The following is a 21,192-nucleotide window of genomic DNA, read 5'->3' as shown; positions in this document are numbered from 1 at the left end:
AAGGCGCGTTCATCGCGCCTTTTTGCTGTCGGTGGGTTGCCGTCGTTATTGCTTCGGCCCGGCGGAAACCAGCGCCGCGCCGGCAGGAGTGTCGGTGTACTTGTCGAAATTGGTGATAAAGCGCTGTGCCAGGTCGTGCGCCTTCTCTTCCCACTGCGCCGGGGAGGCGTAGGTGTCGCGCGGATCCAGAATCGCCGGATCGACGCCCGGCAGCGCGGTCGGGATCGACAGATCGAAGATCGGCAACGTCTGGGTTTCGGCGTCGTCGATGCTGCCATTGAGGATCGCGTCGATAATGCCGCGGGTGTCCTTGATGGAGATACGCTTACCGGTGCCGTTCCAGCCGGTGTTCACCAGATAGGCTTTGGCGCCCGCCGCCTGCATGCGTTTTACCAGCACTTCGGCGTACTGCGTCGGGTGCAGCGCCAGGAACGCCGCGCCAAAGCAGGCGGAGAAGGTTGGCGTCGGTTCAGTCACGCCGCGCTCGGTGCCTGCCAGTTTGGCGGTAAAGCCGGACAGGAAGTGGTACTGGGTCTGATCCGCGGTCAGTCGGGAAACCGGCGGCAGCACGCCGAAGGCATCGGCGGTCAGGAAAATCACCTTGGTGGCGTGCCCGGCTTTGGAAACCGGCTTGACGATGTTATCAATGTGATAGATCGGGTATGACACGCGGGTGTTTTCGGTTTTTGAGCCGTCGCTAAAATCCACGCTGCCATCCGCCAGCACGGTCACGTTTTCCAGCAGCGCGTCGCGGCGGATGGCGTGATAAATATCCGGCTCCGCTGCAGCGGACAGATTGATGGTTTTCGCGTAGCAGCCGCCTTCAAAGTTGAACACGCCGTCGTCGTCCCAGCCGTGTTCGTCATCGCCGATCAACTGCCGTTTCGGGTCGGTGGACAGCGTGGTTTTGCCGGTGCCGGACAGGCCGAAGAACACCGCCACATCACCTTTTTCACCCACGTTGGCCGAGCAGTGCATGGAGGCGATGCCTTTGAGCGGCAACAGGTAGTTCATGATGGAGAACAGACCTTTCTTCATTTCGCCGCCGTACCAGGTGCCGCCGATGAGCTGGATGCGCTCAGTCAGGTTGAAGGCCACGAAGTTTTCCGAGTTCAGCCCCTGTTCCTGCCACTGCGGGTTGGTGCATTTCGCGCCGTTCATCACGATGAAATCCGGCTCGAAACCCTGCAACTCCTCATCGCTGGGACGGATAAACATGTTTTTCACGAAGTGAGCCTGCCAGGCGACTTCGGTGATGAAACGAACCTTCAGGCGCGTGTCGGCGTTGGCGCCGCAGAAAGCATCAACGACAAACACGCGTTTGCCTGATAACTGGTTGGTGACCAGCTGTTTCAGGTGTTGCCAGGTTTCCTGGCTGAGCGGATGGTTGTCGTTTTTGCCTTTGCCCTGATCGGACCACCAGACGGTGTCGCGGGTCACATCGTCGCGGACGATGTACTTATCCTTCGGGGAGCGGCCGGTGAAAATGCCGGTATCAACGGCAACGGCGCCCAGCTGGGTTTCGATACCGCGTTCATAACCTTGTAGGGTAGGGGATGTTTCTTCAGTAAAAAGTAAATCGTAGCTTGGGTTGTAGACAATTTCGCGGACATCATGAATGCCATAAGCCGTCAGTGCTTCTGGCGTAATGCCTTTTATCTGCATGTTGCTACTCCTAGATCGTTATAGTCGTACTGTTAGTAAGTCTAGAAGGTGAGCTTATTTTAACCGCGATAACAATCAAAAAATTAAATAAATTCATTAATAACTTTGCTTATACATGTGAAGAAAAAGTAAGCAAACGGTTGTTGTGTAAGCGAAATGACCGGGTGAGATAACGGGCGGTTTTTTCGTGGTACCGTCGTTGTGAGTCGTATTGTTGTTGTGAACGTTGTTGTGAAAGTAGAGAAACGGCCCGCAGGCGGGCCGCTGAAACGGGGGAATCAGTGCAGGGTCGGCTCGGCGCCGGGCTGGCGAAGGTCGGCAATATCCTGCGGGCTGAACAGATAATGGCTGCCGCAGTAGTCGCAGTGCATATCGATCTGTCCGTCCTGCGCCAGAATGTCGTTGACCTCGTCCGCCGACAGGGTCATCAGCGCGTCGGCGCAGCGTTCCCGCGAGCAGTGGCATTGGAACGCTACCGGCTGCGGCTCATACAGCGTGACGTTTTCCTGATGATACAGCCGATAAAGCACCTCGTCGGCCGGCAGACCGAACAGTTCCTCGCTCTTGACGGTGGCGGTCAACTGGGCCAGGTGGTCGAAGTCTTCGCGGTTGCCGTGCTGCGCGGGCAGAACCTGCAGCAGCATCCCGGCGGCGCACTGGCGGCCATCGTGTTCGCCGGTGCGGATGAACAGGCGCGTCGGCAACTGCTCGGACTGCTGGAAATAGTTTTCCAGACAGGCGGCCACGTTGTCGCCGTCCAGCCCCACTACGCCCTGATAGCGCTCGCCCTCGGTCGGGGTAATGGTGATCACCAGATAGCCGTTGCCCACCATGTCGTGCAGCGAGCTGTCGGCGGCGATGTCGCCCTGCAGGCGGGCGACGCCGCGCATCTGCTGTTGATGATTGCCGTTGATCACCGCCAGTTTCAGCGGGCCGTCGCCCTGTAACTGCACGGTGATATCGCCGCTGAATTTCAGCGTGGCGGTCAACAGGCTGGTGGCGACCAGCATTTCACCCAGCAGGTTTTTTACCGGCGCGGGGTAGTCGTGATTGGCCAGCATCTGCTGGAAGGTGTCGCTTACTGTTACCAGTTCGCCGCGAACGGCATGATTTTCGAACAGATAACGATGCAATTGGTCATGATTGGCCATAATGTTCTCTCGTGGTGATGACGGCTTAGAGCCTGGCCCACCGGGGCTATTTTACTTGCCATTTTGGCCCTGGGCAGTGCTCGAAATCCTCACGTACTAGGTGTACGCTCCGGGTTCTCCGCGCTGTCCGTGTCCAAACTGGCTGCGCCAATAACGCCTGGTGGGCCAGGCTCTTATTCCGCGTCACTGTATTTGAATTTGATTAAATCCCGGCGCTCTTTTTTATCCGGCCGCCGGTCCGGGTGCGGCATCGACAGGGCATTGAGCTTTCTGGCCTGCGCCAGTTTTTCCCGCTTTTCAATGCTCTGCTGCGTTTCTTCATACAGCGCCTGCGCTTGCGCCGCCGTGCGCCGTTGAGCGCTGATGGCGCGGACAATCACCGTGCGTGCGTCGTTGCCCTGACGCAGCGTGATTTCGGCATCCAGCTCCACCAGCTTGCCGGGTTTGCTGCGCTGGCCGTTATAGTGCACTTTGCCGCCGTCGATCATCTCGCGCGCCAGTGAGCGGGTTTTGTAAAAACGCGCCGCCCACAGCCATTTGTCCAACCGGACCGCATTGTCATCGTCATGCTGGCTGTCTTTGCTCATGAACACTCCTGATTGCCGACGAAAACCGACTGGTGGATGCCCGGGAGCAACGCCAGATAGTCATTCATCGACGGATGCTGCCGAAAACGGTTTTCCTGCCGGCTGGTCGAGTCAGGATTACTGACGCCCAGACAATAACGGATGCCAAACGTTCTGGCGGCATCCAGTATGGGTTCGCTGTCATCCACAAACAGCGTACGCGCCGGGTTAAACCCGGTTTCCGCCTGAACGGATCGCCATAACCGCTGATCTTCTTTGGGATACCCATAAGTATGGGTGGAAAGTAATAAATCAAGGTGCCGATCGAGCCCGGTGTGGGCTATCTTGACCGACAGGCTGTGCGGATGGGCGTTGGTCAGCAAAATAGTCCGGCGGCCGCTTTCGCGCAGCGCATGCAGAAACGGCGTGGTATCGTCGCGCAGGCGGGCGCGGTGGCCGATATCGCTGGTCATTTGGTAGATATCCAGCCCCAGCCGGTCGCTCCAGTAATCAAAGCAGTACCAGTTCAGGGTATGGCGCACCGCCTGATATTCCACCGTGATCAATTGTTGAGCCTGATCCAGGCTGATATTGCGCTGGCGGCTCAGGGATTCCGGCACCAGTTGCAGCCAAAAATAGCTGTCAAACGCCAGGTCGAGCAGCGTGCCGTCCATATCCAGCAGGACGGTATCGATCTCATTCCAGTTCAGTTCGGGATTCATGCACACTCCGGGACATACGCCCCGTTTCCGGTTGGGCCGGAGGCGGGGCAGTCGATGTTATCAGCGTAGCATAACCGCTAAACGCGGCCGATCGCACTCGTCGATTGAGGTAACCGGTCGATTATGCCGGTTACCTTATCTGGGAGCGGAGTCTGTTGACCTGGGAGCGAAGTCCATTATCCGTACATGGCGGTGGCGGCGGGCGCTTCCGGCACCAGATGGCGGGCGTAGTATTGCTGGATGTTGGCGATACGCTGCTGACTGCGGCGGCGTTTCACCAGCAGCAACACCAGATTCAGTATCAGAATGACGCTGAAGGCCAGCAGCAGCAGGCAGGCGCCCAGCGAACGCCACATGGTGACCGCGTCAGGTTCGCTGTGCAGCGAAATATGACGGGTACCGTTGGCATCGATGCTCAGTTGAGTAATCACGCCGTTGGACTCGAACGGCGTGTGCAGCAGCAGGGATGACAGACGTTGCAGTTCCTGCCATTGCTCCTGCGGCGGGAAATCGCGCAGCGGCGTGGTGGGCATCTGATGATTGACGAACTGGCGGCCTTCGTCGCTGCGAATCAGAAAACCGCCCGGCGGCGGACTGTTCAGCGAATTGGACGCCGTGATGATTTCGCGGCTATAGAACTCGTCGGTGGCATTTTTCACCAGCGAATCCAGTGACTCGGCGCTCACCGGGCGCAGCACCACGCTCATGCCTTTCAACGCGCCGGAACGCGCACGTTTAACCAGCAGATCCCAGTTCTTGGCGTTGCCCAGATTGATTAGCGCGTTTTTGAGCCGGGTGCAATCTTCTTCTTTTTCACACAGCGCATCGGTTTTCAGCACGATATCCGAGAAATTATTCAGCAGAATCATGCCGGATTTCTGAATGGCGTCCGCCAGTTGCGAGCTGACCTGATTGTCGCTGACGGCTGGGTGCAACTGCTCGTTGACCGTCTTTTGCAGCGCGGCGGTTTTCTCGATGGTGTCCGACTCGGGCAATGGCAGAGGCGCGGCCTTGTTCCAGTAAATGGCGGCGCAATCAAATGGCGCAAACGCCGAGGCCCGGGAGGAGGTCGGATTAAGGTTGATCGGCGGCACATAGCACATGCCGCTGCCGCGGATCTGCAATTTGTCGCCGATGTGCAGCGGCATACGCTCCAGTTCTTCTACCTGAGTCACCTTGATGCTGCTTGCGCCCTGCATCCAGGCCAGACTGAGTTTCAACGGCAGATCAAGCGGCACCGAGGTCAACAACAGGATCAGGCTTAACAACGCGCCAACCGCCAGTACGGCGTTTTTGCCCCATTGCTGTAGCGGGAAGAATTTGACTTCGTTATGTAATGACAGGTAATGACCCTGACGCACGACCTGGCGGGTCAGGTAGATATCCACATCGGTTTTTCTGCCGAGATCGTAGCCGATATAAGGCTGCCAGTGAGGGGGATAGATGAGATCAATATTGCCGAGAGAGACATTGCCGATCTGGCTTTGACTGGCGTCGCTGAACAACCCCATGCATTGTGGCGTGCCGTGCAGGCAATGCACCTCGCGGAGTTCTTTCTGCGAGGGCGGACGGAACAACTGCCAGCATCCCCAACCGGCCATGAGGCAGGCGGCGCCGGCCAGCCACGGCAACATCGCCAGCGGGCTGGTCAGGCTGAACACCAGCAGCAAAAACGCCAGGCTCAGCACCCCGGTTTCGCGCAGGCCGCGTGAGCGGTGCACAGCGTGTTCTTCCAGTGTTTCTCTGCGAATCGCCACCAGCTCGGTGTGTTCATGGACTTCCGGCCGAATCGACGCCTGTTCGCCAGAAATATCGGCGCCGGTGCTGGAATCCCTCTCATTGACGAATTCCGTCAGCGAATGACCGTTGAGTGAAACCACCAGCGGAATCGAACGGGTTTTGATCAGCTCGATCTCATTGTTCTGGGTGATGTATTGCTCCCAGCGCGCGGGCAGGTGAATCTCCTGAGTGTCGATGTAGTAGCGCCATTTGTTGGGCGCATCGGTACTCAGCCCATAGCGAGTGATGCTATGAGTAATGGGATACACCCGGTTGCCCGGCAGCAGACGAGGCAGACGCGGCGACGCGACCGGAACGGACGACGAAACCGGGCCGTCCAGATGGGACATGGCCAGATAGCGTTCGATGGCAATACGTTCCGACGCCGTCAGTTGACGATGTCCCGACGGTGTAACTGGCAAACGTTTGGCGAATAGAAGACGACGATACATGAGATAGCCAATGATCCCCCCTACCGCAATCAGACAGGCAAACAATACAGCCAATATGATGAGTATTGTGCGCATATTATCTCCAGCCAACAGCGTAAGGTTCCCTCTGTTATTTCCGGATAGTAACAAAACTACACGAACAATGTTAACCCGCGTCGCATGGTTAATGACTGAATTAACCGACTATTAGTTGTTTAACAGCGTATGTTAGCAAGCGGGAGATATTGCTGAAATGAGGAAAGTCTGAATTTTTTCTGATGAGTCATCAATAATCGGCTATGCGCACGCCATGATTTTTGTATAAAAAAAATTAATGTGTACGTGGTGTTGCTGATATGTAAAGTCACCATGATGGAGTTGCAGCAGCTGTTAATGTTAACGCACAATGTGACTCACTGAAGATTCTGTAGGAAACTGCGGCTCTACCGGTTTTTTGTTCCGTGCCGACCATTGGCCTGAACAGGGAAAGCCTGTTGATGTTTCCTTATAGAGGCCACGATGAATAATAACCTGCAAAAACCCAAAATCCTCAAGGTTGAGACCGTAGCCCGTTCACGTCTGTTCAATGTGGAAGCCGTTGATTTGGAATTTAGCAACGGCGAGCGCCGCGTTTACGAGCGTATGCGTCCATCGGGCCGCGAAGCGGTGATGATTGTACCGGTGAGCGGCGACGAGTTGCTGTTGATTCGTGAGTACGCGGTAGGGATTGAGCAGTATGAACTGGGGTTTCCCAAGGGCTTGATAGATCCGGGTGAGACGGTGTTTGAAGCGGCTAACCGTGAACTGATGGAAGAGGCCGGGTTTGGCGCGGAACAGTTTGAATTGTTATCCACCCTGACGATGGCGCCGTCCTATTTTTCCAGCAGTATGAATGTGGTGGTGGCGAACGGCCTGTACCCGCAACGCCTGCAGGGCGACGAACCGGAACCGCTGCAACTGGTGCGCTGGCCGCTGGCGGACATGATGTCGCTGCTAAAAGAGCCGGATTTTCGCGAAGCGCGCAACGTCAGCGCGCTGTTTCTGGCGCAACAGTGGCTGGGCCGACAATAACCGACAGCGACCTGCCAGAACGATCGATAACCAAAGAAAAAGGCGCGATAATCGCGCCTTTTTGCTATCTCAATCAGAAACGTATCTCAATCAGAAACGTATCGCCGTCGGGATCAGAACAGCTCTTCCGCCTGACCGCTGCTGGTATTGAACAGCGTGGTGCCGGCGTCATGCACTGCCCGTTCGGTCGGCTGCGTGCCATCAATGAAGTATTCCTGACGGCTGTTGGCGCCGCCATCCGACAGTTTGCCGCTGCTGCGATCGATGGTGACGGTCACGATGCCTTGCGGCGGCGGCGTTTTCTGTTCCGGTACGCCCGCCAGCGCCACCTTCATGAAGTCATCCCAGGCAGGTTCGGCACTCTTCGCGCCGCCTTCGTAACCGGAAATCTGGTCGCGAATTACGCCGGATGCCGACGTCCGGCCAAGGTCGCGGCGGTGATCGTCAAAACCAATCCACACGGAAGCGACGATATTGGGGCCATAACCTGAGAACCAGGCATCCTTCGAGTTGTTGGTGGTACCGGTTTTACCGCCGATATCGCGGCGTTGCAGCACCTTGCCCGCGCGCCAGCCCGTCCCCATCCAGCCTGGTTCGCCGAACACATTACTGTTCAGCGCATCCTTGATCAGGAAAGACAGCGGTGTGCTGATGACATGCGGCGCATAAGGCTGCGTCGCCGCTTGTCTGGCGACTTCCGACGGTGTGGCCGGGTCAGCTTGCGGCGCGGCCTGCACCGGGTTTTCCTGCGAGGTCGCCACGTTTTCCATGCTGTCATCCGACAGAACGGCGGAACGTTGGGTATCCCCGTAGATCACCGGCAGATTACAGGTATCGCACACCACTTTCGGGGTGGCGCTGAATACGGTGCTACCGCTGGCGTTGTCGATTTTGGTGATGAAATAAGGGTCGACCAGATAACCGCCGTTGGTCATCACCGCGTAACCGCGCACCACCTGCAGCGGTGTAAAGGACGCCGAGCCCAGCGCCAGCGATTCGGTATGCACGATGTTCTGTTCCGGGAAGCCGAAGCGCTCCAGATAATCGGCGGCGTAATCCACGCCCATCGCGCGCATCGCGCGTACCATCACCACGTTTTTCGACTGCCCCAACCCCTGACGCAGACGGATCGGGCCGTCGTACACCGGAGGCGAGTTTTTCGGGCTCCAGTCGGAACCGGCGCCCGGGTCCCAGCGCGTAATCGGGGCGTCGTTGAGAATGGTGGCCAGTGTCAGCCCTTTATCCATTGCTGCGGTATACAGGAACGGTTTGATGTTCGAACCGACCTGACGCAGCGCCTGCGTGGCGCGGTTGAACTTGCTCTGGTTGAAGTCGAAACCCCCTACCAGCGCCAGCACGGCGCCGTCTTTCGGATTGAGCGACACCAGCGCGGAGTTGACGTCCGGAACTTGCGCCAGCCACCAGTCGTTATCGACTTTACGCACCCAGATTTGCTGGCCGGCCTCCAGCACGTCCGTCACGCGCTTCGGCGTGGGGCCCTGCTGGTCATCCGAGCGGTAGGCGCGCGCCCAGCGTACCCCTGCCAGCGGCAGTTCGATTCTGTCGCCGTTGGCCATCATGGCATGGGCTTTGTCGGCGCTGGCGTCAGTCACCACCGCCGGGAACAGCGGCCCGTAAACCGGCAGCTTTTTCAAGGCCTCGACGATTTTATCCTGCGTCAGGGCCGGGGTGCCCACTTTCCACAGCACCTGCTCCGGCCCACGGTAGCCGTGGCGCATGTCATAAGCGATGACGTTATTATGCACCGCGTCTTCCGCCGCCAACTGCAACTTGCGGGTAATGGTGGTGTAGACCTGATAACCGTCGTTATACGCATCTTCGCCGTAACGCTTCACCATTTCCTGACGAACCATTTCGGCCAGATAGGGCGCGGAGAAGGCGATTTCCGGCGCGTGATAATCCGCCACCAGCTTTTCATTGCGCGCCTGATCGTATTGCGTCTGCGTAATGTAGTTTTCGTCCAGCATACGGGACAGCACCACATTGCGGCGAGCGACGGCGCGATCGTAGGAGTAGAGCGGGTTGAAGGTGGACGGCGCTTTCGGCAGACCGGCGATCATCGCCATCTGCGCCAGCGTCAACTGGTCCACCGGACGGCCGAAATAGACCTGCGCCGCCGCACCGACGCCATAGGCGCGGTAACCCAGATAGATCTTGTTCAGGTACAGCTCAAGAATTTCGTCTTTGGTCAGCGTTTGCTCGATGCGAATCGCCAGAAACACTTCCTTGATTTTACGCAACAGCGTGCGCTCGGGGCTCAGAAAGAAGTTTCGCGCCAGCTGTTGGGTAATGGTGCTCGCCCCCTGCGAGGCGTGACCGGACGTCAGGGCGATCACCGCCGCACGGATAATCCCTTGTGGGTCAACGCCATGATGTTCGAAGAAACGGCTGTCTTCCGTGGCGATAAACGCGTTCACCATCGTGGGGGGAATCTGATCCAGCTTCAGCGGGATACGACGCTTTTCGCCAAACTGGGCGATCAGCTCGCCGTCGGCGCTGTAAACCTGCATCGGCGTCTGCAGACGGACGTCTTTCAGCGTGGCGACATCAGGTAACTGCGGCTCGATATAGCGATAGAGGCCATAGAGCGAGGCGGCTCCCAGCAGAATGCAACTCACTGCAAGGATGAATAGGTACTTTACGAACTTCACCGGAGATTTTCCATTCAGTAGCAATTGAATAGTTTATAAACAGACGGGCGCTAGTATAAAGGGAAGCCAGCAAGGTGGATATACCCGTCATCTTTCAGGTTACAGATGCGTTGGCCGCCCTCTGTATACGGCCCTTCTCTGGGCCTCGCCCCGCATGGGGGCGCTGCAAACCGGGGCCGAATCAGCCCGGCAGATTTGTCACCCTGCCGCTACCGGGTTCAGTTCCTGGGGATTCACCCGGTCGGTGGCCGCCTTATCTGTACCCCGACATCCATCGGGTATCTGTTCTGTTATGAAACGATAAGGAGATCGAACACTCATGGCTTATCCCATCTGGCAGGTTGGACTGGATATCCAGAACGGTTTTATGCGTGCTCTGGCCGTACAACGCCGCAGGCATGGCTGGCAATTGCGCCACTGGTGGCAGTTGCCGTTGCCGGGCGGAACATTAAGCGGCGGTAGTCTACATCATCCCGCCGCGCTTTGTACGGTTCTTCGTCAATGGCGGCAGGAATTGCCACGATTTGTTTCATTGCGGTTGGGATTTCCCGCCTCGCGGGTACTGCAGCAACGGCTGGCGCTGCCTGACCGCCGTTTGCGTGAGCCGCGGCGCGGCGAATATATCGGAAAGATGGCGGCAAAGGCGTTGCCGATCAGCGGCGACGATCTGGCGCTGGATTATCGCCCTGACCCGCAAACGCCGAATACGCTGCTGGTCACCGCGGCGCGCCAAACCGAATTGAACATCTGGCTGCATTGCCTGCGCGATGCCGGCCTGCAACCCGACGCTGTGGATATTACTCCCTGCGCTTTGCGTTGCATGGCCGCCCAGGCCGGACTGGCGACCGATCGCCTGTTGCTGCACCGCTTCGACGATCACTGGCTGTGGGTTGCGCCGCTGGCGGAACCACTGGCATTCGGTACTTTTTATCCCGACGACATTTATTCAGATGGCATTTATTCAGATGACATGTCGAGCCGCTCGGATGGCGTTGCGACGTCGCCTGATGTACTGAAGTATGTAAGTACCTGCTATCAAAATAACGCTTCTCATCAGGCCTATCTCAGCGCATCTGCGCCGGAGTATCTGCAACAGCTTCCCGCCACGTTGATTCCCTGGTCCCCCCTGAGCGCGTTTGAGCGGCAGCAACCTCCGTTGCCGACGTTTCCCGCCGCCTTTGCCATTGCCGGCGGTCTGGCGATGCGCCCGGAGGATACGCCATGTTGACGGTTAATCTTCTGGCGTGGCGCCAGCGCCTGTTATATCGGCGTATGCGGCTGAGCCTGCTGGCGCTGGGTTTCTCGCTGTTTGGCATCGGTTGTACGGCGGCCGTGGTCGGCGGGTACTGGCAGCAACAACTGACGGAACTGCGGCTGCGCCTCGATCAAACGCAGTCGCAACAGTCGCAGTATGAACAGCTCTACCGCCGGACGCGGGATGCCTGGCAGGCGCGGGAAGCGCGGCTGGCGCAGCAGGCGGCGCAGGAACGAGGACGGAGGCAGAATTTGCGCTATCAGGCGTTGCTTGAACAGTTGCCGACGCTGGTGCCCGATTCGCTCTGGCTAACGGAAATCGGCGATAGCGGCGCGCATCTCCAGATATCCGGAGTGAGTAATCACTATTCTGCTATCGTCACTCTGGCGAAGGCGATGTCGACGTTACCGCAGATAGAACACGCCAGCGTGCAACAGACGCAGCGCGACACGCAGGATAGTTCGAGGCTGAGTTTCTCGTTGCGCCTGTATTGGCAGGCGTTGGCTGAGACGGGAGACAACGGATGATGGCGTGGCTTTACCCCATGACTGCCCGCTGGCTGGCGACACCGTTGTGGCTGCTGTTACTGGCGCCATCAGCGCTGGTGATGCTGGTGGCGCTTATTGTCGGTGGGGTATGGATTTCGGCAGAACGGCAGTTGCTGTTGCAACTTGAGCAGCAGCATCGGGACAGTGCGCTGGTCGTGGCGCAGTGGCGGGAGAAAATTACCCGGATGCCAGCCTTGCACCCGCTTCAGCGCTGGCTGGCTGACCAGCCGCCCTTGGCGGCGGACTGGTCGTCGAATCGCGTGGCATCGTGGCTGGAAGCGCCGCTGCGTGATAGCGGCGTACATCTGGTGACGTGGCGTCCGGTGCAGGCGGAAGACATGGACACGACATCGCCTGCCTGGCTGCTGGTTTTTAGCGCGGAGTATGCCGCAACCCTGAATTTTCTGACGCGCTTCAGGGCGCTCCCGGTGGTGCTGCGCATTGATCATCTGACGATCCGAAAAACGCCTGCCGGGCTGCGCACCGAACTGCGGCTGTCGTTGCCGCAGCCAGTGGAGACGGCGCGATGAGCGGATGGCGAGGCCTCATACTGTGGCTCGTCTGGCTGTCGGGAATGGCGAGGGCGGAGACGATGCGCGATCCGTTTCAGCCGCGGCTGGACGTATCGTGCGAGAACCGAGCGTTACCGGATGAATGGCGATTGAAAGGAATGGTGGGGTCGTCATCGCAGTGGGTCGGGTGGCTGGCGCAGACGCCAGGCGGCTGGCTGCGAGTCCGCGATGGCGACGTTATCCCGCCCGGCGACTGGCGGATTACGCGGCTGGATCGCACTGGCGCTACGCTGCGCCCGGCAAACGAGACGGTGCGCTGTGGGGCGGCGGAGGTTCATCTGGGCTCGCCCTTTCATCACAAAAAGGAATAACGCATGAAGACAGGATGTTTTCCCGGCGGACGGTTACGTCGGTACGGCTGGCTGATCTGGTTGATGATGTTGTTTGGCTGTGTGCTAGCCGAAGCCCGCGGCGACGAGCCGGTTTCGCTGGCGTTCGATGACGTGCCGGTTCAGCGAGTCTTGCAGGCGCTGGCCGATCACCTGCAGCTTAATCTGGTGGTGGCGCCGGGCGTGACGGGCAACGTCAGCCTGAATTTGCAGCAGGTTCCCTGGCAGCAGGCGCTTGATATTATTCTGCACATGGGGCAGTTGACGATTGAACGGCAGGATAGCGTCATGATGGTCTACCCCGATACCTATATGAAAGACCGGCAGCGGCAGCAGGAGGAGCTGGCGGCCAAACAGCGCCAGCAACTGCCGTTGCAGAATCTGTCCGTCACCTTGCAGTACGCGGAAGCCACCGACGTGGTAGCGAGTCTGCAGAGTCAGCGCGGCACCTTACTGACCGAGCGTGGCAGCGTAACGGTGGACAAGCGCACCAATACGCTGTTGGTGAGGGACGTTGTTTCAGCGCTGGAGCAAATTCGCCCCTGGATCGGGGAACTGGACAAACCGCTGGCGCAGGTGCAACTGGCGGCGCATATCGTGACCATCAGCAGTGAACATCTTAAGGCGCTGGGCGTCAACTGGGGACTGGGCGATGCCGCGACGGCGGGGCAGGCGCTGCAAATGAACAATTTCAGCGTCAGCCTGCCGGTGGAGTCGCCCGCCGTCAACGCCGGGTTTCATCTGGCGAAATTGAACGGACGGCTGCTGGATCTGGAATTGATGGCGCTGGAACAGGAAAATGAAGTGGAGATCATCGCCAGTCCGCGCCTGTTTACCGCACATCAGCAGACGGCCAGCATCAAGCAGGGCACGGAAATTCCGTATCAGGTGTCCAGCGGCGCCAGTGGCTCAACGTCGATTGAGTTCAAAGAAGCGGTGCTGGGAATGGAAGTTACGCCCAGGATTCTGCATGGCGGGCAGATTACGCTCAATCTGTTGATTAGCCAGAATATGCCGGGACGCGCCATCAAACAGGGCGAAGGGGGCGAGATACTGGCGATCGATAAACAGGAAATCCAGACACAGGTGACGGTTCAGGATGGTGAAACCATTGTGCTGGGCGGTATTTTCCAGCAGCAGAAGAATCAGGGCGAGCGGCAGGTTCCGGGGCTGGGCGCGTTGCCGGGCATAGGGCAATGGTTCCGCAGCGGTAATCAGCAGCACACGCGCCGCGAGCTGGTCATCTTTATTACCCCAACGCTGATTCAGTCGGCCAGACGCGCTCCGGCGGCCTGAAGGCGGGCAGGCGGACGAGCTGAGCCGCCTGTCTTGTGGGCCCGCTTTGTTAAAATAGTGCCCTTCATCGTTTGACGATACCCTCGTTTTAGCATACAAGGATAGCGGCTTGAGCACGGAAGTGGTGTTACATCAGCGGTGTACACCCCAAATAATTCAAGTTGCAGGACAAAACGCTCGCGTTTTAAACAACGCAACGCGTTGGCCCTTCAGGGCAAGGCTCATTATGAGCGCTGGTAGCGCGGTGACGCAGCGAATCCTCGGGCGTTTACATCAGTAAGCGACAAAGGGCGTGACAACGTTGCCGTGAGCAGCGTTTAACACAGCGTGCTGCGGCCTGGAAGGGGCGAGGCCCATGTATGGGCCGCGTAATAAAGCCAACGCACCTGCAACTTGAAGTATGACGGGATAGATAAAACGCACGGTTTATCGCTGCCTGATTCGTGTGGCATTTTATTCGGTTGCCAAACTACCCTGAGTATTGAGATAATTTTTTGTCTGATTCTCGCACTATCGCTCATGAGGTTTCAGTTTAGGTTCCGCCGCAGGTTACATGGCGGGGCGGATTATCATTAACGAATTTCTTAGTAATACCAAAAAAATGGCAGAGAAACGCAATATCTTTCTGGTTGGGCCCATGGGTGCCGGCAAAAGCACTATTGGCCGTCAGTTAGCTCAGCAGCTCAATATGGAATTCTTCGACTCCGATCAAGAAATTGAGCGACGTACCGGGGCTGATGTGGGCTGGGTATTTGATGTGGAAGGCGAGGAAGGCTTCCGCGATCGCGAAGAGAAAGTCATTAATGAATTGACGGAAAAGCAGGGCATTGTACTGGCAACAGGCGGCGGTTCGGTGAAATCACGCGAAACCCGCAATCGCCTGTCTGCACGTGGCGTGGTGGTGTATCTGGAAACCACCATTGAAAAACAGTTGGCCCGTACTCAGCGAGATAAAAAACGTCCGTTGCTTCAGGTTGAAACCCCACCACGCGAAGTGCTGGAGGCATTGGCGAAAGAGCGTAATCCGCTGTATGAAGAAATCGCCGATGTCACGATTCGCACTGATGAACAAAGCGCCAAGGTTGTTGCCAACCAGATCATCAGCATGCTGGAAAGCAACTGATTTTGTGTAATCTCCTGCACACTGCAGGCTTCTGACAGATCAATGGAACGCGCATGGAAAGAGTCACCGTAACCCTCGGGGAACGCAGTTACCCCATTACGATCGCCGCCGGTCTTTTCAACGATGCGGCTTCTTTTATGCCGCTGAAGGCTGGTGACCAGGCCATGCTGGTGACCAATGAGACGTTGGCACCGCTTTATCTGGATGCGTTGCGTGATCTGTTGGAAAAAAGCGGCGTGCGGGTTGATCAGGTGATTCTGCCTGATGGCGAGCAGTTCAAGTCGTTAGCCGTGCTGGAGCAGGTGTTTTCCGCCTTGCTGGCTCGGCCGCATGGGCGCGACACCACGCTGGTCGCGTTGGGGGGCGGCGTTATCGGCGACCTAACCGGCTTTGCCGCCGCCTGTTATCAGCGCGGCGTTCGCTTCATTCAGGTTCCGACCACGTTGCTGGCGCAGGTCGATTCTTCCGTCGGCGGGAAAACCGCCGTCAACCATCCGCTAGGCAAAAATATGATTGGCGCGTTCTACCAGCCTGCTTCGGTGGTGGTCGATCTGGATTGCCTTAAAACGCTGCCTGCACGTGAGCTGTCCTCTGGTCTGGCTGAAGTGATCAAGTATGGCATCATCCTTGACCGCGCGTTTTTCGAATGGCTGGAAGAGCATATTGACGCTGTGCGCAGCCTGCAGGATGAACCGCTGGCTTACTGTATTCGCCGTTGTTGTGAACTGAAGGCGGAGGTGGTGGCGGCGGATGAACGTGAATCCGGACTGCGCGCCTTGCTGAATTTGGGCCACACTTATGGACATGCCATTGAAGCGGAAATGGGTTACGGCAACTGGCTGCATGGCGAAGCCGTAGCGGCGGGCATGGTCATGGCGGCCGAGGCCGCACGCCGTCTCGGGCAGTTTAGCGCTGACGATGTCGAGCGCATCAGGGCGCTGTTGCTGCGGGCCGGATTGCCTGTCACCGGGCCGCGTGAAATGGCTCCGCAAGCGTATCTGCCGCACATGATGCGGGACAAGAAGGTTCTGGCGGGGGAACTGCGTCTGGTTCTGCCCACGGCGATAGGTCAGTCTGAAGTCCGAGCGGGCGTATCGCACGAACTGGTGCTGGCATCCATTGCCGACTGCCTTCCCTGAACGCACTCCCTGACTGGCTGAATAGCCAGCAGCCGGAGCTGCGGTGGTTTACGTTTAAAATACAATGCCTTATGATTTAGACTTTCGCAGTGTCAGATGTCCGCGGAAGCTAGCCTTTCAGTTGGAGGGTATAAATGGATGAGTTCAATCCGGAAGAAGAATTGAAGCCGGATACCAGCGATCGACGCCCTGCGCGCCAGCAGAGACGAAGCAAAGGCTTCGCTGCCCCCAGTGTCTCGCTATCCAGACAACACACCATGATTGGTATCGGTATTGTGGTACTGGTGCTGCTGATCATCGGCATTGGTTCTGCTCTGCAATCTCCCAGCCAGAACAAATCTTCGGCTCCGTCGCAACCAGCAGGTTCTGACAGGAATATCGATCTGTCATCGTCCATGTCTTCCAGTCAGGAACCGGGAACACCGCCACCGGCGGCGGCGCTTCAGCCCTCTTCTCCGGCGCCGGTCGCCGCTCAGAATGCGGGCGCAGGCTCTGCGCAGACGCTGAGTGGTCAGCCTGTTTCCGGTACGCCCACGCAAGCGCCGTTGCCTTCGCAGAATAGCAACCAGCAGCGTATTGAATTGCCGGGCAATATTACCGATGCGCTGTCTCAGCCTCAGCAACAGGACCGGGTGAACGCGTTGTCTTCCGGGTTGCCGACCGAACCGGCGACCGTGCTGGCGCCGGCAACCAAAGGCGGACGTGCTCAGCCTGCGGAGAAATCGCCTGCCCATGTTCAGGCGGAAAAACAGCCTTCTCCGGCATCTCATAAAACCGCCGCCGAGGCGAAAGAGAGCGCCAAACCTGCTGCGAATGCGCATCGGGCACCCACGACGGCCGTGACGCCCGCACCGGCCAGCAAACCGGCAGCGGCGGTCAAACCGGCGACGTCAGCCGGAAGCCAGAGCGGTACGGCTATCCAGAGTGCGCCGGCCGGCCACTTTACTTTGCAACTCAGCAGCGCCTCCCGCGAGGATTCCCTCAAAGCGTATGCCCGGGAACAGCGGCTGGCGAATTACTGGGTATATGAAACGAAACGTGACGGGCGACCCTGGTATGTTCTGGTGAATGGTGTTTACGCCTCGCCGGAGGATGCCAAACGCGCCATTGCGTCCTTGCCTGCTGATGTTCAGGCGAAAAAACCATGGGTCAGGCCGATCCGTCAGGTGAAGCAGGACTTGACCAAGTAAGACCAATTGGCCCTGATGTGCTGTCTAAACAGAGTACAATCCGTGGCTCTGAACTGTGTGAGTAATTAACGACGGCATGAAGAAAAACCGCGCGTTCTTAAAATGGGCCGGTGGGAAGTATCCGCTGGTGGAAGAGATTCGCCGATATCTGCCAGCGGGAGAGCGATTAATCGAGCCTTTCGTGGGCGCGGGTTCCGTATTTCTCAATACTGACTACGACAGCTATATTCTGGCGGATATCAACAGCGATCTGATTAATCTCTATAAAATTGTCAAAACCGAAACCGATGCTTTCATCCGCGATGCCCGCGAGCTGTTTATCGATGAAGTGAATACCTCGGATGTTTTTTACCGGTTGAGAGAGGAGTTCAATCTCTGTACCGATGATTATCGTCGGGCGCTGCTGTTTCTGTATCTGAACCGTCATTGTTATAACGGTCTGTGCCGCTATAACATGCGTGGCGAGTTCAATGTGCCGTTTGGGCGCTATAAGAAACCCTATTTTCCGGAAGAAGAGCTTTACTGGTTTGCGGAAAAGGCGCAGAACGCTACGTTCGTGTGCGAGCATTATCAGCAGACGCTGACTAACGCCTCCCCGGGCTCGGTGGTGTATTGCGACCCGCCTTACGCGCCGCTGTCGGCTACGGCCAATTTTACGGCGTACCATACCAACAACTTTAATAATCGGGACCAACAGAATCTGGCGCAGCTGGCGCAGCAGTTGTCGTCGCAAAGCCAGATCCCGGTACTGATTTCCAATCACGATACAGTACTGACTCGTGAATGGTACCGTGACGCTTCGTCGTTGTATGTGGTCAAGGCGCGCCGCACCATCAGCCGCAATATTTCGGGCCGCAGTAAGGTCAATGAGTTGCTGGCGTTGTATTGTCAGGCAGCGTTCTGAGCGTGATCGGGCGCTGCGGGCGGATGGGCGCGATGTGAGGAAGTAAAAGGGTTGTTCCCCTACAGAGTGGCTGCGCAGGTGTGAGATTAATCCATAGCGCCCGGCAGCAAAATGCAGACTTGATGGTTTGGAGAAACGCATGAAACCGTTTTTAATCGCCCCGTCTATTTTGTCGGCTGACTTTGCCCGTCTTGGCGAGGACACGGCGCAGGCCCTGGCGGCCGGGGCGGATGTGGTCCACTTTGACGTGATGGACAATCACTATGTTCCCAATCTGACTATCGGTCCGCTGGTGCTGAAATCTCTGCGCAACTATGGCATCACCGCACCGGTGGATGTGCATTTGATGGTAAAACCGGTGGATCGGCTGATCCCTGATTTTGCCGAAGCCGGCGCCAGTTTCATCACGTTTCATCCCGAAGCGTCCGAACATGTCGACCGTACCCTGCAATTGATCAAGGATCATGGCTGCAAGGCCGGTCTGGTGTTTAACCCCGCCACCTCGCTGAGTTATCTTGATTACGTGATGGATAAGCTGGACATCATTCTGCTGATGTCCGTCAATCCGGGCTTTGGCGGCCAGTCTTTCATTCCGTCCACGCTGGATAAACTGCGCCAGGTACGTAAGCGGATTGATGAAAGCGGCTACGATATTCGCCTGGAAGTGGATGGCGGCGTTAAAGTCGAGAACATCGCGCAGATTGCGGCGGCCGGGGCGGACATGTTTGTCGCCGGTTCGGCGATTTTCGGCCAACCGGATTACCGGGCGGTGATTGAGCGTATGCGACAGGAACTGGAGACGGTACGTCATGACTGATTTCTCTGCGATTCGCGGGCTGGCGTTCGACCTTGACGGCACGCTGATCAACAGTGCGCCGGGGCTGGCCGAAGCGGTCGATATGACTCTGGGGGCGTTGTCACTGCCTCGCGCGGGCGAAGCGCTGGTGTCCACCTGGATTGGCAACGGCGCCGATGTGCTGGTAGAGCGCGCATTGCGCTGGGCTGGCATGGAACCGACGGCACGGCAGGTTCATGACGCCCGTTCGCTGTTCGACAAGTATTATGCCCGCACGGTGGACAGCGGTAGCCTGCTGTTTCCGGGCGTGCAGGAAACGCTGGCGCAATTGGCCGAACGCGGTTTTCGCATGGCGGTAGTCACCAATAAACCGACGCCGTTTGTCGCGCCGTTGCTGGAGATGCTGGGGATCGGCAACGACTTCTCGCTGATTCTGGGCGGTGATGACGTGACCGAGAAGAAGCCGCATCCGGCGCCGCTGTATATGGTGCTGGGCAAGCTCGGGCTGCGGGCGAACGAGTTGCTGTTCGTCGGCGATTCGCGCAATGATATTCAGGCGGCGCGGGCCGCCGGATGCCCGTGCGTCGGCATGACGTACGGTTATAACTATGGCGAGGCGATTGCCCTGAGCCACCCTGACGTGGTGCTGGATCGCTTTGCAGATTTATTGACCCTTGCCGGGTTACCCCTTTCAAACGATCAGGAAGCATGACATGAGTAAGCCCATTGTATTTAGCGGCGCACAGCCGTCAGGCGAGTTGACCATTGGTAACTACATGGGTGCGTTACGTCAGTGGGTCAACATGCAGGATGATTTTGACTGCATCTATTGCATCGTGGATCAGCATGCGATCACCGTCCGCCAGGACCCGCAGCAATTGCGCAAAGCGACGCTGGACACGCTGGCGCTCTATCTGGCCTGTGGCATCGACCCGCAGAAAAGCACGATTTTCGTTCAGTCGCATGTGCCGGAGCACGCGCAACTGGGCTGGCTGCTGAATTGCTACACCTATTTCGGCGAACTGAGCCGCATGACCCAGTTCAAGGACAAGTCCGCCCGTTATGAAGAAAACATCAACGCGGGTCTGTTCGATTACCCGGTGCTGATGGCGGCCGATATCCTGCTGTACCAGACCAATCAGGTGCCGGTCGGGGAAGACCAGAAACAGCATCTGGAACTGAGCCGTGATATCGCCCAGCGTTTCAACACTATTTACGGTGAAACGTTCCGTATTCCGGAGCCGTTCATTCCTAAATCCGGCGCGCGAGTGATGTCGCTGCTGGAGCCGACCAGGAAAATGTCCAAGTCGGATGACAACCGCAATAACGTTATCGGCCTGCTGGAAGACCCGAAATCGGTGGTGAAGAAGATCAAACGCGCGGTAACGGATTCCGACGAGCCGCCGGTGGTGCGTTACGACCTGCAAAACAAGGCCGGCGTATCCAACCTGCTGGATATCCTCTCTGGGGTGACGGGAAAATCCATTGCCGAACTGGAGCAGGAGTTCGACGGCCAGATGTATGGTCACCTGAAAGGCGCGGTGGCGGACGCCGTCTCCGGCATGCTGATCGAGTTGCAGGAGCGTTATCACCGCTTCCGCGATGATGAAGCCTTCCTGCAGCAGGTGATGCGTGACGGCGCGCAGAAAGCCAGCGCCCGCGCGCAGGAAACGCTGCGCAAGGTGTATGACGTGGTTGGATTCGTGGCTCGCCCGTAATCTGATTTTCGCCAGACCGGTTCAGACAGCGCCGTTTCCCATCAGGAACGGCGCTTTTTTTATGCCCTGATGGGCGGACACTTGTAAATAGGGCAATTGCATAATCATCGGGTGGATAATTTTCACAAATGTTATAGATTGCCTAATGACCTCACAGCAGACTTCCTCAATAATCGATAAAAATAAAACGCAATTTTATTAAATCAGCACTGTGTTTTTATTCTCTCTCCGTTCTTCTTATGGTTATAAGAGCCCGTGCTGGCAG

19 protein-coding genes are annotated in these 21,192 nt (G+C 57.5%); 13 read left to right on the top strand and 6 right to left on the bottom strand.

From position 1 onward, the window contains the following. Positions 1-45 precede the first annotated feature (45 nt). The 5 genes from pckA to DXXMK7_RS19415 all read right to left on the bottom strand — a co-directional run bounded on the left by pckA (position 46) and on the right by DXXMK7_RS19415 (position 6,410). Positions 46-1,665: a phosphoenolpyruvate carboxykinase (ATP) gene (gene pckA / locus DXXMK7_RS19435; protein ID WP_038664892.1), complete on the bottom strand. Its 1,620-nt coding sequence runs from the start codon at positions 1,663-1,665 to the stop codon at positions 46-48. 278 nt (positions 1,666-1,943) lie between these two features. Beyond that, entirely contained in the window at positions 1,944-2,816 is an 873-nt protein-coding gene (gene hslO, locus DXXMK7_RS19430; RefSeq protein WP_038920442.1) for an Hsp33 family molecular chaperone HslO, read from the bottom strand. A gap of 173 nt (positions 2,817-2,989) precedes the next feature. After that, a complete protein-coding gene (hslR, locus tag DXXMK7_RS19425; RefSeq protein ID WP_038920441.1) occupies positions 2,990-3,403 on the bottom strand; it encodes a ribosome-associated heat shock protein Hsp15 in 414 nt (137 codons plus the stop codon). Further along, on the bottom strand, positions 3,400-4,104 hold the full coding sequence (gene yrfG / locus DXXMK7_RS19420) for a GMP/IMP nucleotidase (protein WP_038920440.1): 705 nt from the start codon (positions 4,102-4,104) through the stop codon (positions 3,400-3,402). The genes hslR and yrfG overlap by 4 nt, the downstream gene beginning before the upstream one ends. Positions 4,105-4,280: 176 nt before the next feature. Beyond that, positions 4,281-6,410, bottom strand: coding sequence for an intracellular growth attenuator family protein (locus DXXMK7_RS19415; protein WP_038920438.1), 2,130 nt, complete (start codon positions 6,408-6,410; stop codon positions 4,281-4,283). 423 nt (positions 6,411-6,833) lie between these two features. Here DXXMK7_RS19415 and nudE point away from each other — a divergent pair, with 423 nt between their 5' ends. Further along, positions 6,834-7,385, top strand: a complete 552-nt coding sequence (gene nudE, locus DXXMK7_RS19410; RefSeq protein ID WP_038920437.1) for an ADP compounds hydrolase NudE — start codon at positions 6,834-6,836, stop codon at positions 7,383-7,385. Positions 7,386-7,498: 113 nt separating this feature from the next. On the opposite strand, the gene mrcA is transcribed toward nudE, so the two are convergent. Continuing rightward, a complete protein-coding gene (gene mrcA, locus DXXMK7_RS19405; protein ID WP_038920436.1) occupies positions 7,499-10,057 on the bottom strand; it encodes a peptidoglycan glycosyltransferase/peptidoglycan DD-transpeptidase MrcA in 2,559 nt (852 codons plus the stop codon). Positions 10,058-10,376: 319 nt separating this feature from the next. Between mrcA and pilM the strand changes: the two genes are divergently transcribed. From pilM to trpS, 12 genes are all read left to right on the top strand, one after another. After that, on the top strand, positions 10,377-11,285 hold the full coding sequence (gene pilM / locus DXXMK7_RS19400) for a type IV pilus biogenesis protein PilM (RefSeq protein WP_038920435.1): 909 nt from the start codon (positions 10,377-10,379) through the stop codon (positions 11,283-11,285). Next, a complete protein-coding gene (locus DXXMK7_RS19395; protein WP_038920434.1) occupies positions 11,279-11,839 on the top strand; it encodes a PilN domain-containing protein in 561 nt (186 codons plus the stop codon). Before pilM ends, DXXMK7_RS19395 begins: the two co-directional genes overlap by 7 nt. Next, a complete protein-coding gene (locus DXXMK7_RS19390; protein WP_238555974.1) occupies positions 11,836-12,390 on the top strand; it encodes a hypothetical protein in 555 nt (184 codons plus the stop codon). The genes DXXMK7_RS19395 and DXXMK7_RS19390 overlap by 4 nt, the downstream gene beginning before the upstream one ends. Next, the gene (locus DXXMK7_RS19385; protein ID WP_038920433.1) at positions 12,387-12,743 is read left to right on the top strand and encodes a HofP DNA utilization family protein; all 357 of its coding nucleotides are present in this window, start codon (positions 12,387-12,389) and stop codon (positions 12,741-12,743) included. The genes DXXMK7_RS19390 and DXXMK7_RS19385 overlap by 4 nt, the downstream gene beginning before the upstream one ends. Before the next feature lie 3 nt (positions 12,744-12,746). Further along, the gene (gene hofQ / locus DXXMK7_RS19380) at positions 12,747-14,057 is read left to right on the top strand and encodes a DNA uptake porin HofQ (RefSeq protein ID WP_084682753.1); all 1,311 of its coding nucleotides are present in this window, start codon (positions 12,747-12,749) and stop codon (positions 14,055-14,057) included. A gap of 601 nt (positions 14,058-14,658) precedes the next feature. Continuing rightward, entirely contained in the window at positions 14,659-15,180 is a 522-nt protein-coding gene (gene aroK / locus DXXMK7_RS19375) for a shikimate kinase AroK (RefSeq protein WP_038669202.1), read from the top strand. A gap of 53 nt (positions 15,181-15,233) precedes the next feature. Further along, on the top strand, positions 15,234-16,319 hold the full coding sequence (gene aroB, locus DXXMK7_RS19370) for a 3-dehydroquinate synthase (protein ID WP_038664923.1): 1,086 nt from the start codon (positions 15,234-15,236) through the stop codon (positions 16,317-16,319). A gap of 134 nt (positions 16,320-16,453) precedes the next feature. Then, positions 16,454-17,509, top strand: coding sequence for an SPOR domain-containing protein (locus tag DXXMK7_RS19365; protein WP_038920432.1), 1,056 nt, complete (start codon positions 16,454-16,456; stop codon positions 17,507-17,509). Between the two features lie 76 nt (positions 17,510-17,585). After that, entirely contained in the window at positions 17,586-18,413 is an 828-nt protein-coding gene (dam, locus tag DXXMK7_RS19360) for an adenine-specific DNA-methyltransferase (protein WP_038664929.1), read from the top strand. A gap of 139 nt (positions 18,414-18,552) precedes the next feature. Further along, positions 18,553-19,230 carry a ribulose-phosphate 3-epimerase gene (rpe, locus tag DXXMK7_RS19355; protein WP_038664932.1) on the top strand — a complete coding sequence of 226 codons (678 nt, stop codon included), beginning with the start codon at positions 18,553-18,555 and terminating at the stop codon, positions 19,228-19,230. Next, entirely contained in the window at positions 19,223-19,921 is a 699-nt protein-coding gene (locus DXXMK7_RS19350) for a phosphoglycolate phosphatase (RefSeq protein WP_038664935.1), read from the top strand. Before rpe ends, DXXMK7_RS19350 begins: the two co-directional genes overlap by 8 nt. Position 19,922: 1 nt before the next feature. Further along, complete coding sequence (gene trpS, locus DXXMK7_RS19345) at positions 19,923-20,927, top strand: tryptophan--tRNA ligase (protein WP_038920431.1); 1,005 nt, start codon at positions 19,923-19,925, stop codon at positions 20,925-20,927. Positions 20,928-21,192: the final 265 nt, after the last annotated feature.

It is taken from the genome of Dickeya sp. MK7 (genome assembly GCF_000406305.1).
GTDB classification, from domain to species: domain Bacteria; phylum Pseudomonadota; class Gammaproteobacteria; order Enterobacterales; family Enterobacteriaceae; genus Dickeya; species Dickeya fangzhongdai.
This window is presented reverse-complemented; position numbering and strand designations above follow the sequence as displayed.

Bases quoted from the DNA above. Each gene is read 5' to 3' on its own strand.
- dam (WP_038664929.1), top strand. From the start codon at position 17,586: ATGAAGAAAAACCGCGCGTTCTTAAAATGGGCCGGTGGGAAGTATCCG.
- hofQ (WP_084682753.1), top strand. From the start codon at position 12,747: ATGAAGACAGGATGTTTTCCCGGCGGACGGTTACGTCGGTACGGCTGG.
- DXXMK7_RS19350 (WP_038664935.1), top strand. From the start codon at position 19,223: ATGACTGATTTCTCTGCGATTCGCGGGCTGGCGTTCGACCTTGACGGC.
- yrfG (WP_038920440.1), bottom strand. From the start codon at position 4,104: ATGAATCCCGAACTGAACTGGAATGAGATCGATACCGTCCTGCTGGAT.
- aroB (WP_038664923.1), top strand. From the start codon at position 15,234: ATGGAAAGAGTCACCGTAACCCTCGGGGAACGCAGTTACCCCATTACG.
- trpS (WP_038920431.1), top strand. From the start codon at position 19,923: ATGAGTAAGCCCATTGTATTTAGCGGCGCACAGCCGTCAGGCGAGTTG.
- DXXMK7_RS19365 (WP_038920432.1), top strand. From the start codon at position 16,454: ATGGATGAGTTCAATCCGGAAGAAGAATTGAAGCCGGATACCAGCGAT.
- hslR (WP_038920441.1), bottom strand. From the start codon at position 3,403: ATGAGCAAAGACAGCCAGCATGACGATGACAATGCGGTCCGGTTGGAC.
- DXXMK7_RS19415 (WP_038920438.1), bottom strand. From the start codon at position 6,410: ATGCGCACAATACTCATCATATTGGCTGTATTGTTTGCCTGTCTGATT.
- pckA (WP_038664892.1), bottom strand. From the start codon at position 1,665: ATGCAGATAAAAGGCATTACGCCAGAAGCACTGACGGCTTATGGCATT.
- rpe (WP_038664932.1), top strand. From the start codon at position 18,553: ATGAAACCGTTTTTAATCGCCCCGTCTATTTTGTCGGCTGACTTTGCC.
- DXXMK7_RS19390 (WP_238555974.1), top strand. From the start codon at position 11,836: ATGATGGCGTGGCTTTACCCCATGACTGCCCGCTGGCTGGCGACACCG.
- DXXMK7_RS19385 (WP_038920433.1), top strand. From the start codon at position 12,387: ATGAGCGGATGGCGAGGCCTCATACTGTGGCTCGTCTGGCTGTCGGGA.
- DXXMK7_RS19395 (WP_038920434.1), top strand. From the start codon at position 11,279: ATGTTGACGGTTAATCTTCTGGCGTGGCGCCAGCGCCTGTTATATCGG.
- pilM (WP_038920435.1), top strand. From the start codon at position 10,377: ATGGCTTATCCCATCTGGCAGGTTGGACTGGATATCCAGAACGGTTTT.
- nudE (WP_038920437.1), top strand. From the start codon at position 6,834: ATGAATAATAACCTGCAAAAACCCAAAATCCTCAAGGTTGAGACCGTA.
- hslO (WP_038920442.1), bottom strand. From the start codon at position 2,816: ATGGCCAATCATGACCAATTGCATCGTTATCTGTTCGAAAATCATGCC.
- aroK (WP_038669202.1), top strand. From the start codon at position 14,659: ATGGCAGAGAAACGCAATATCTTTCTGGTTGGGCCCATGGGTGCCGGC.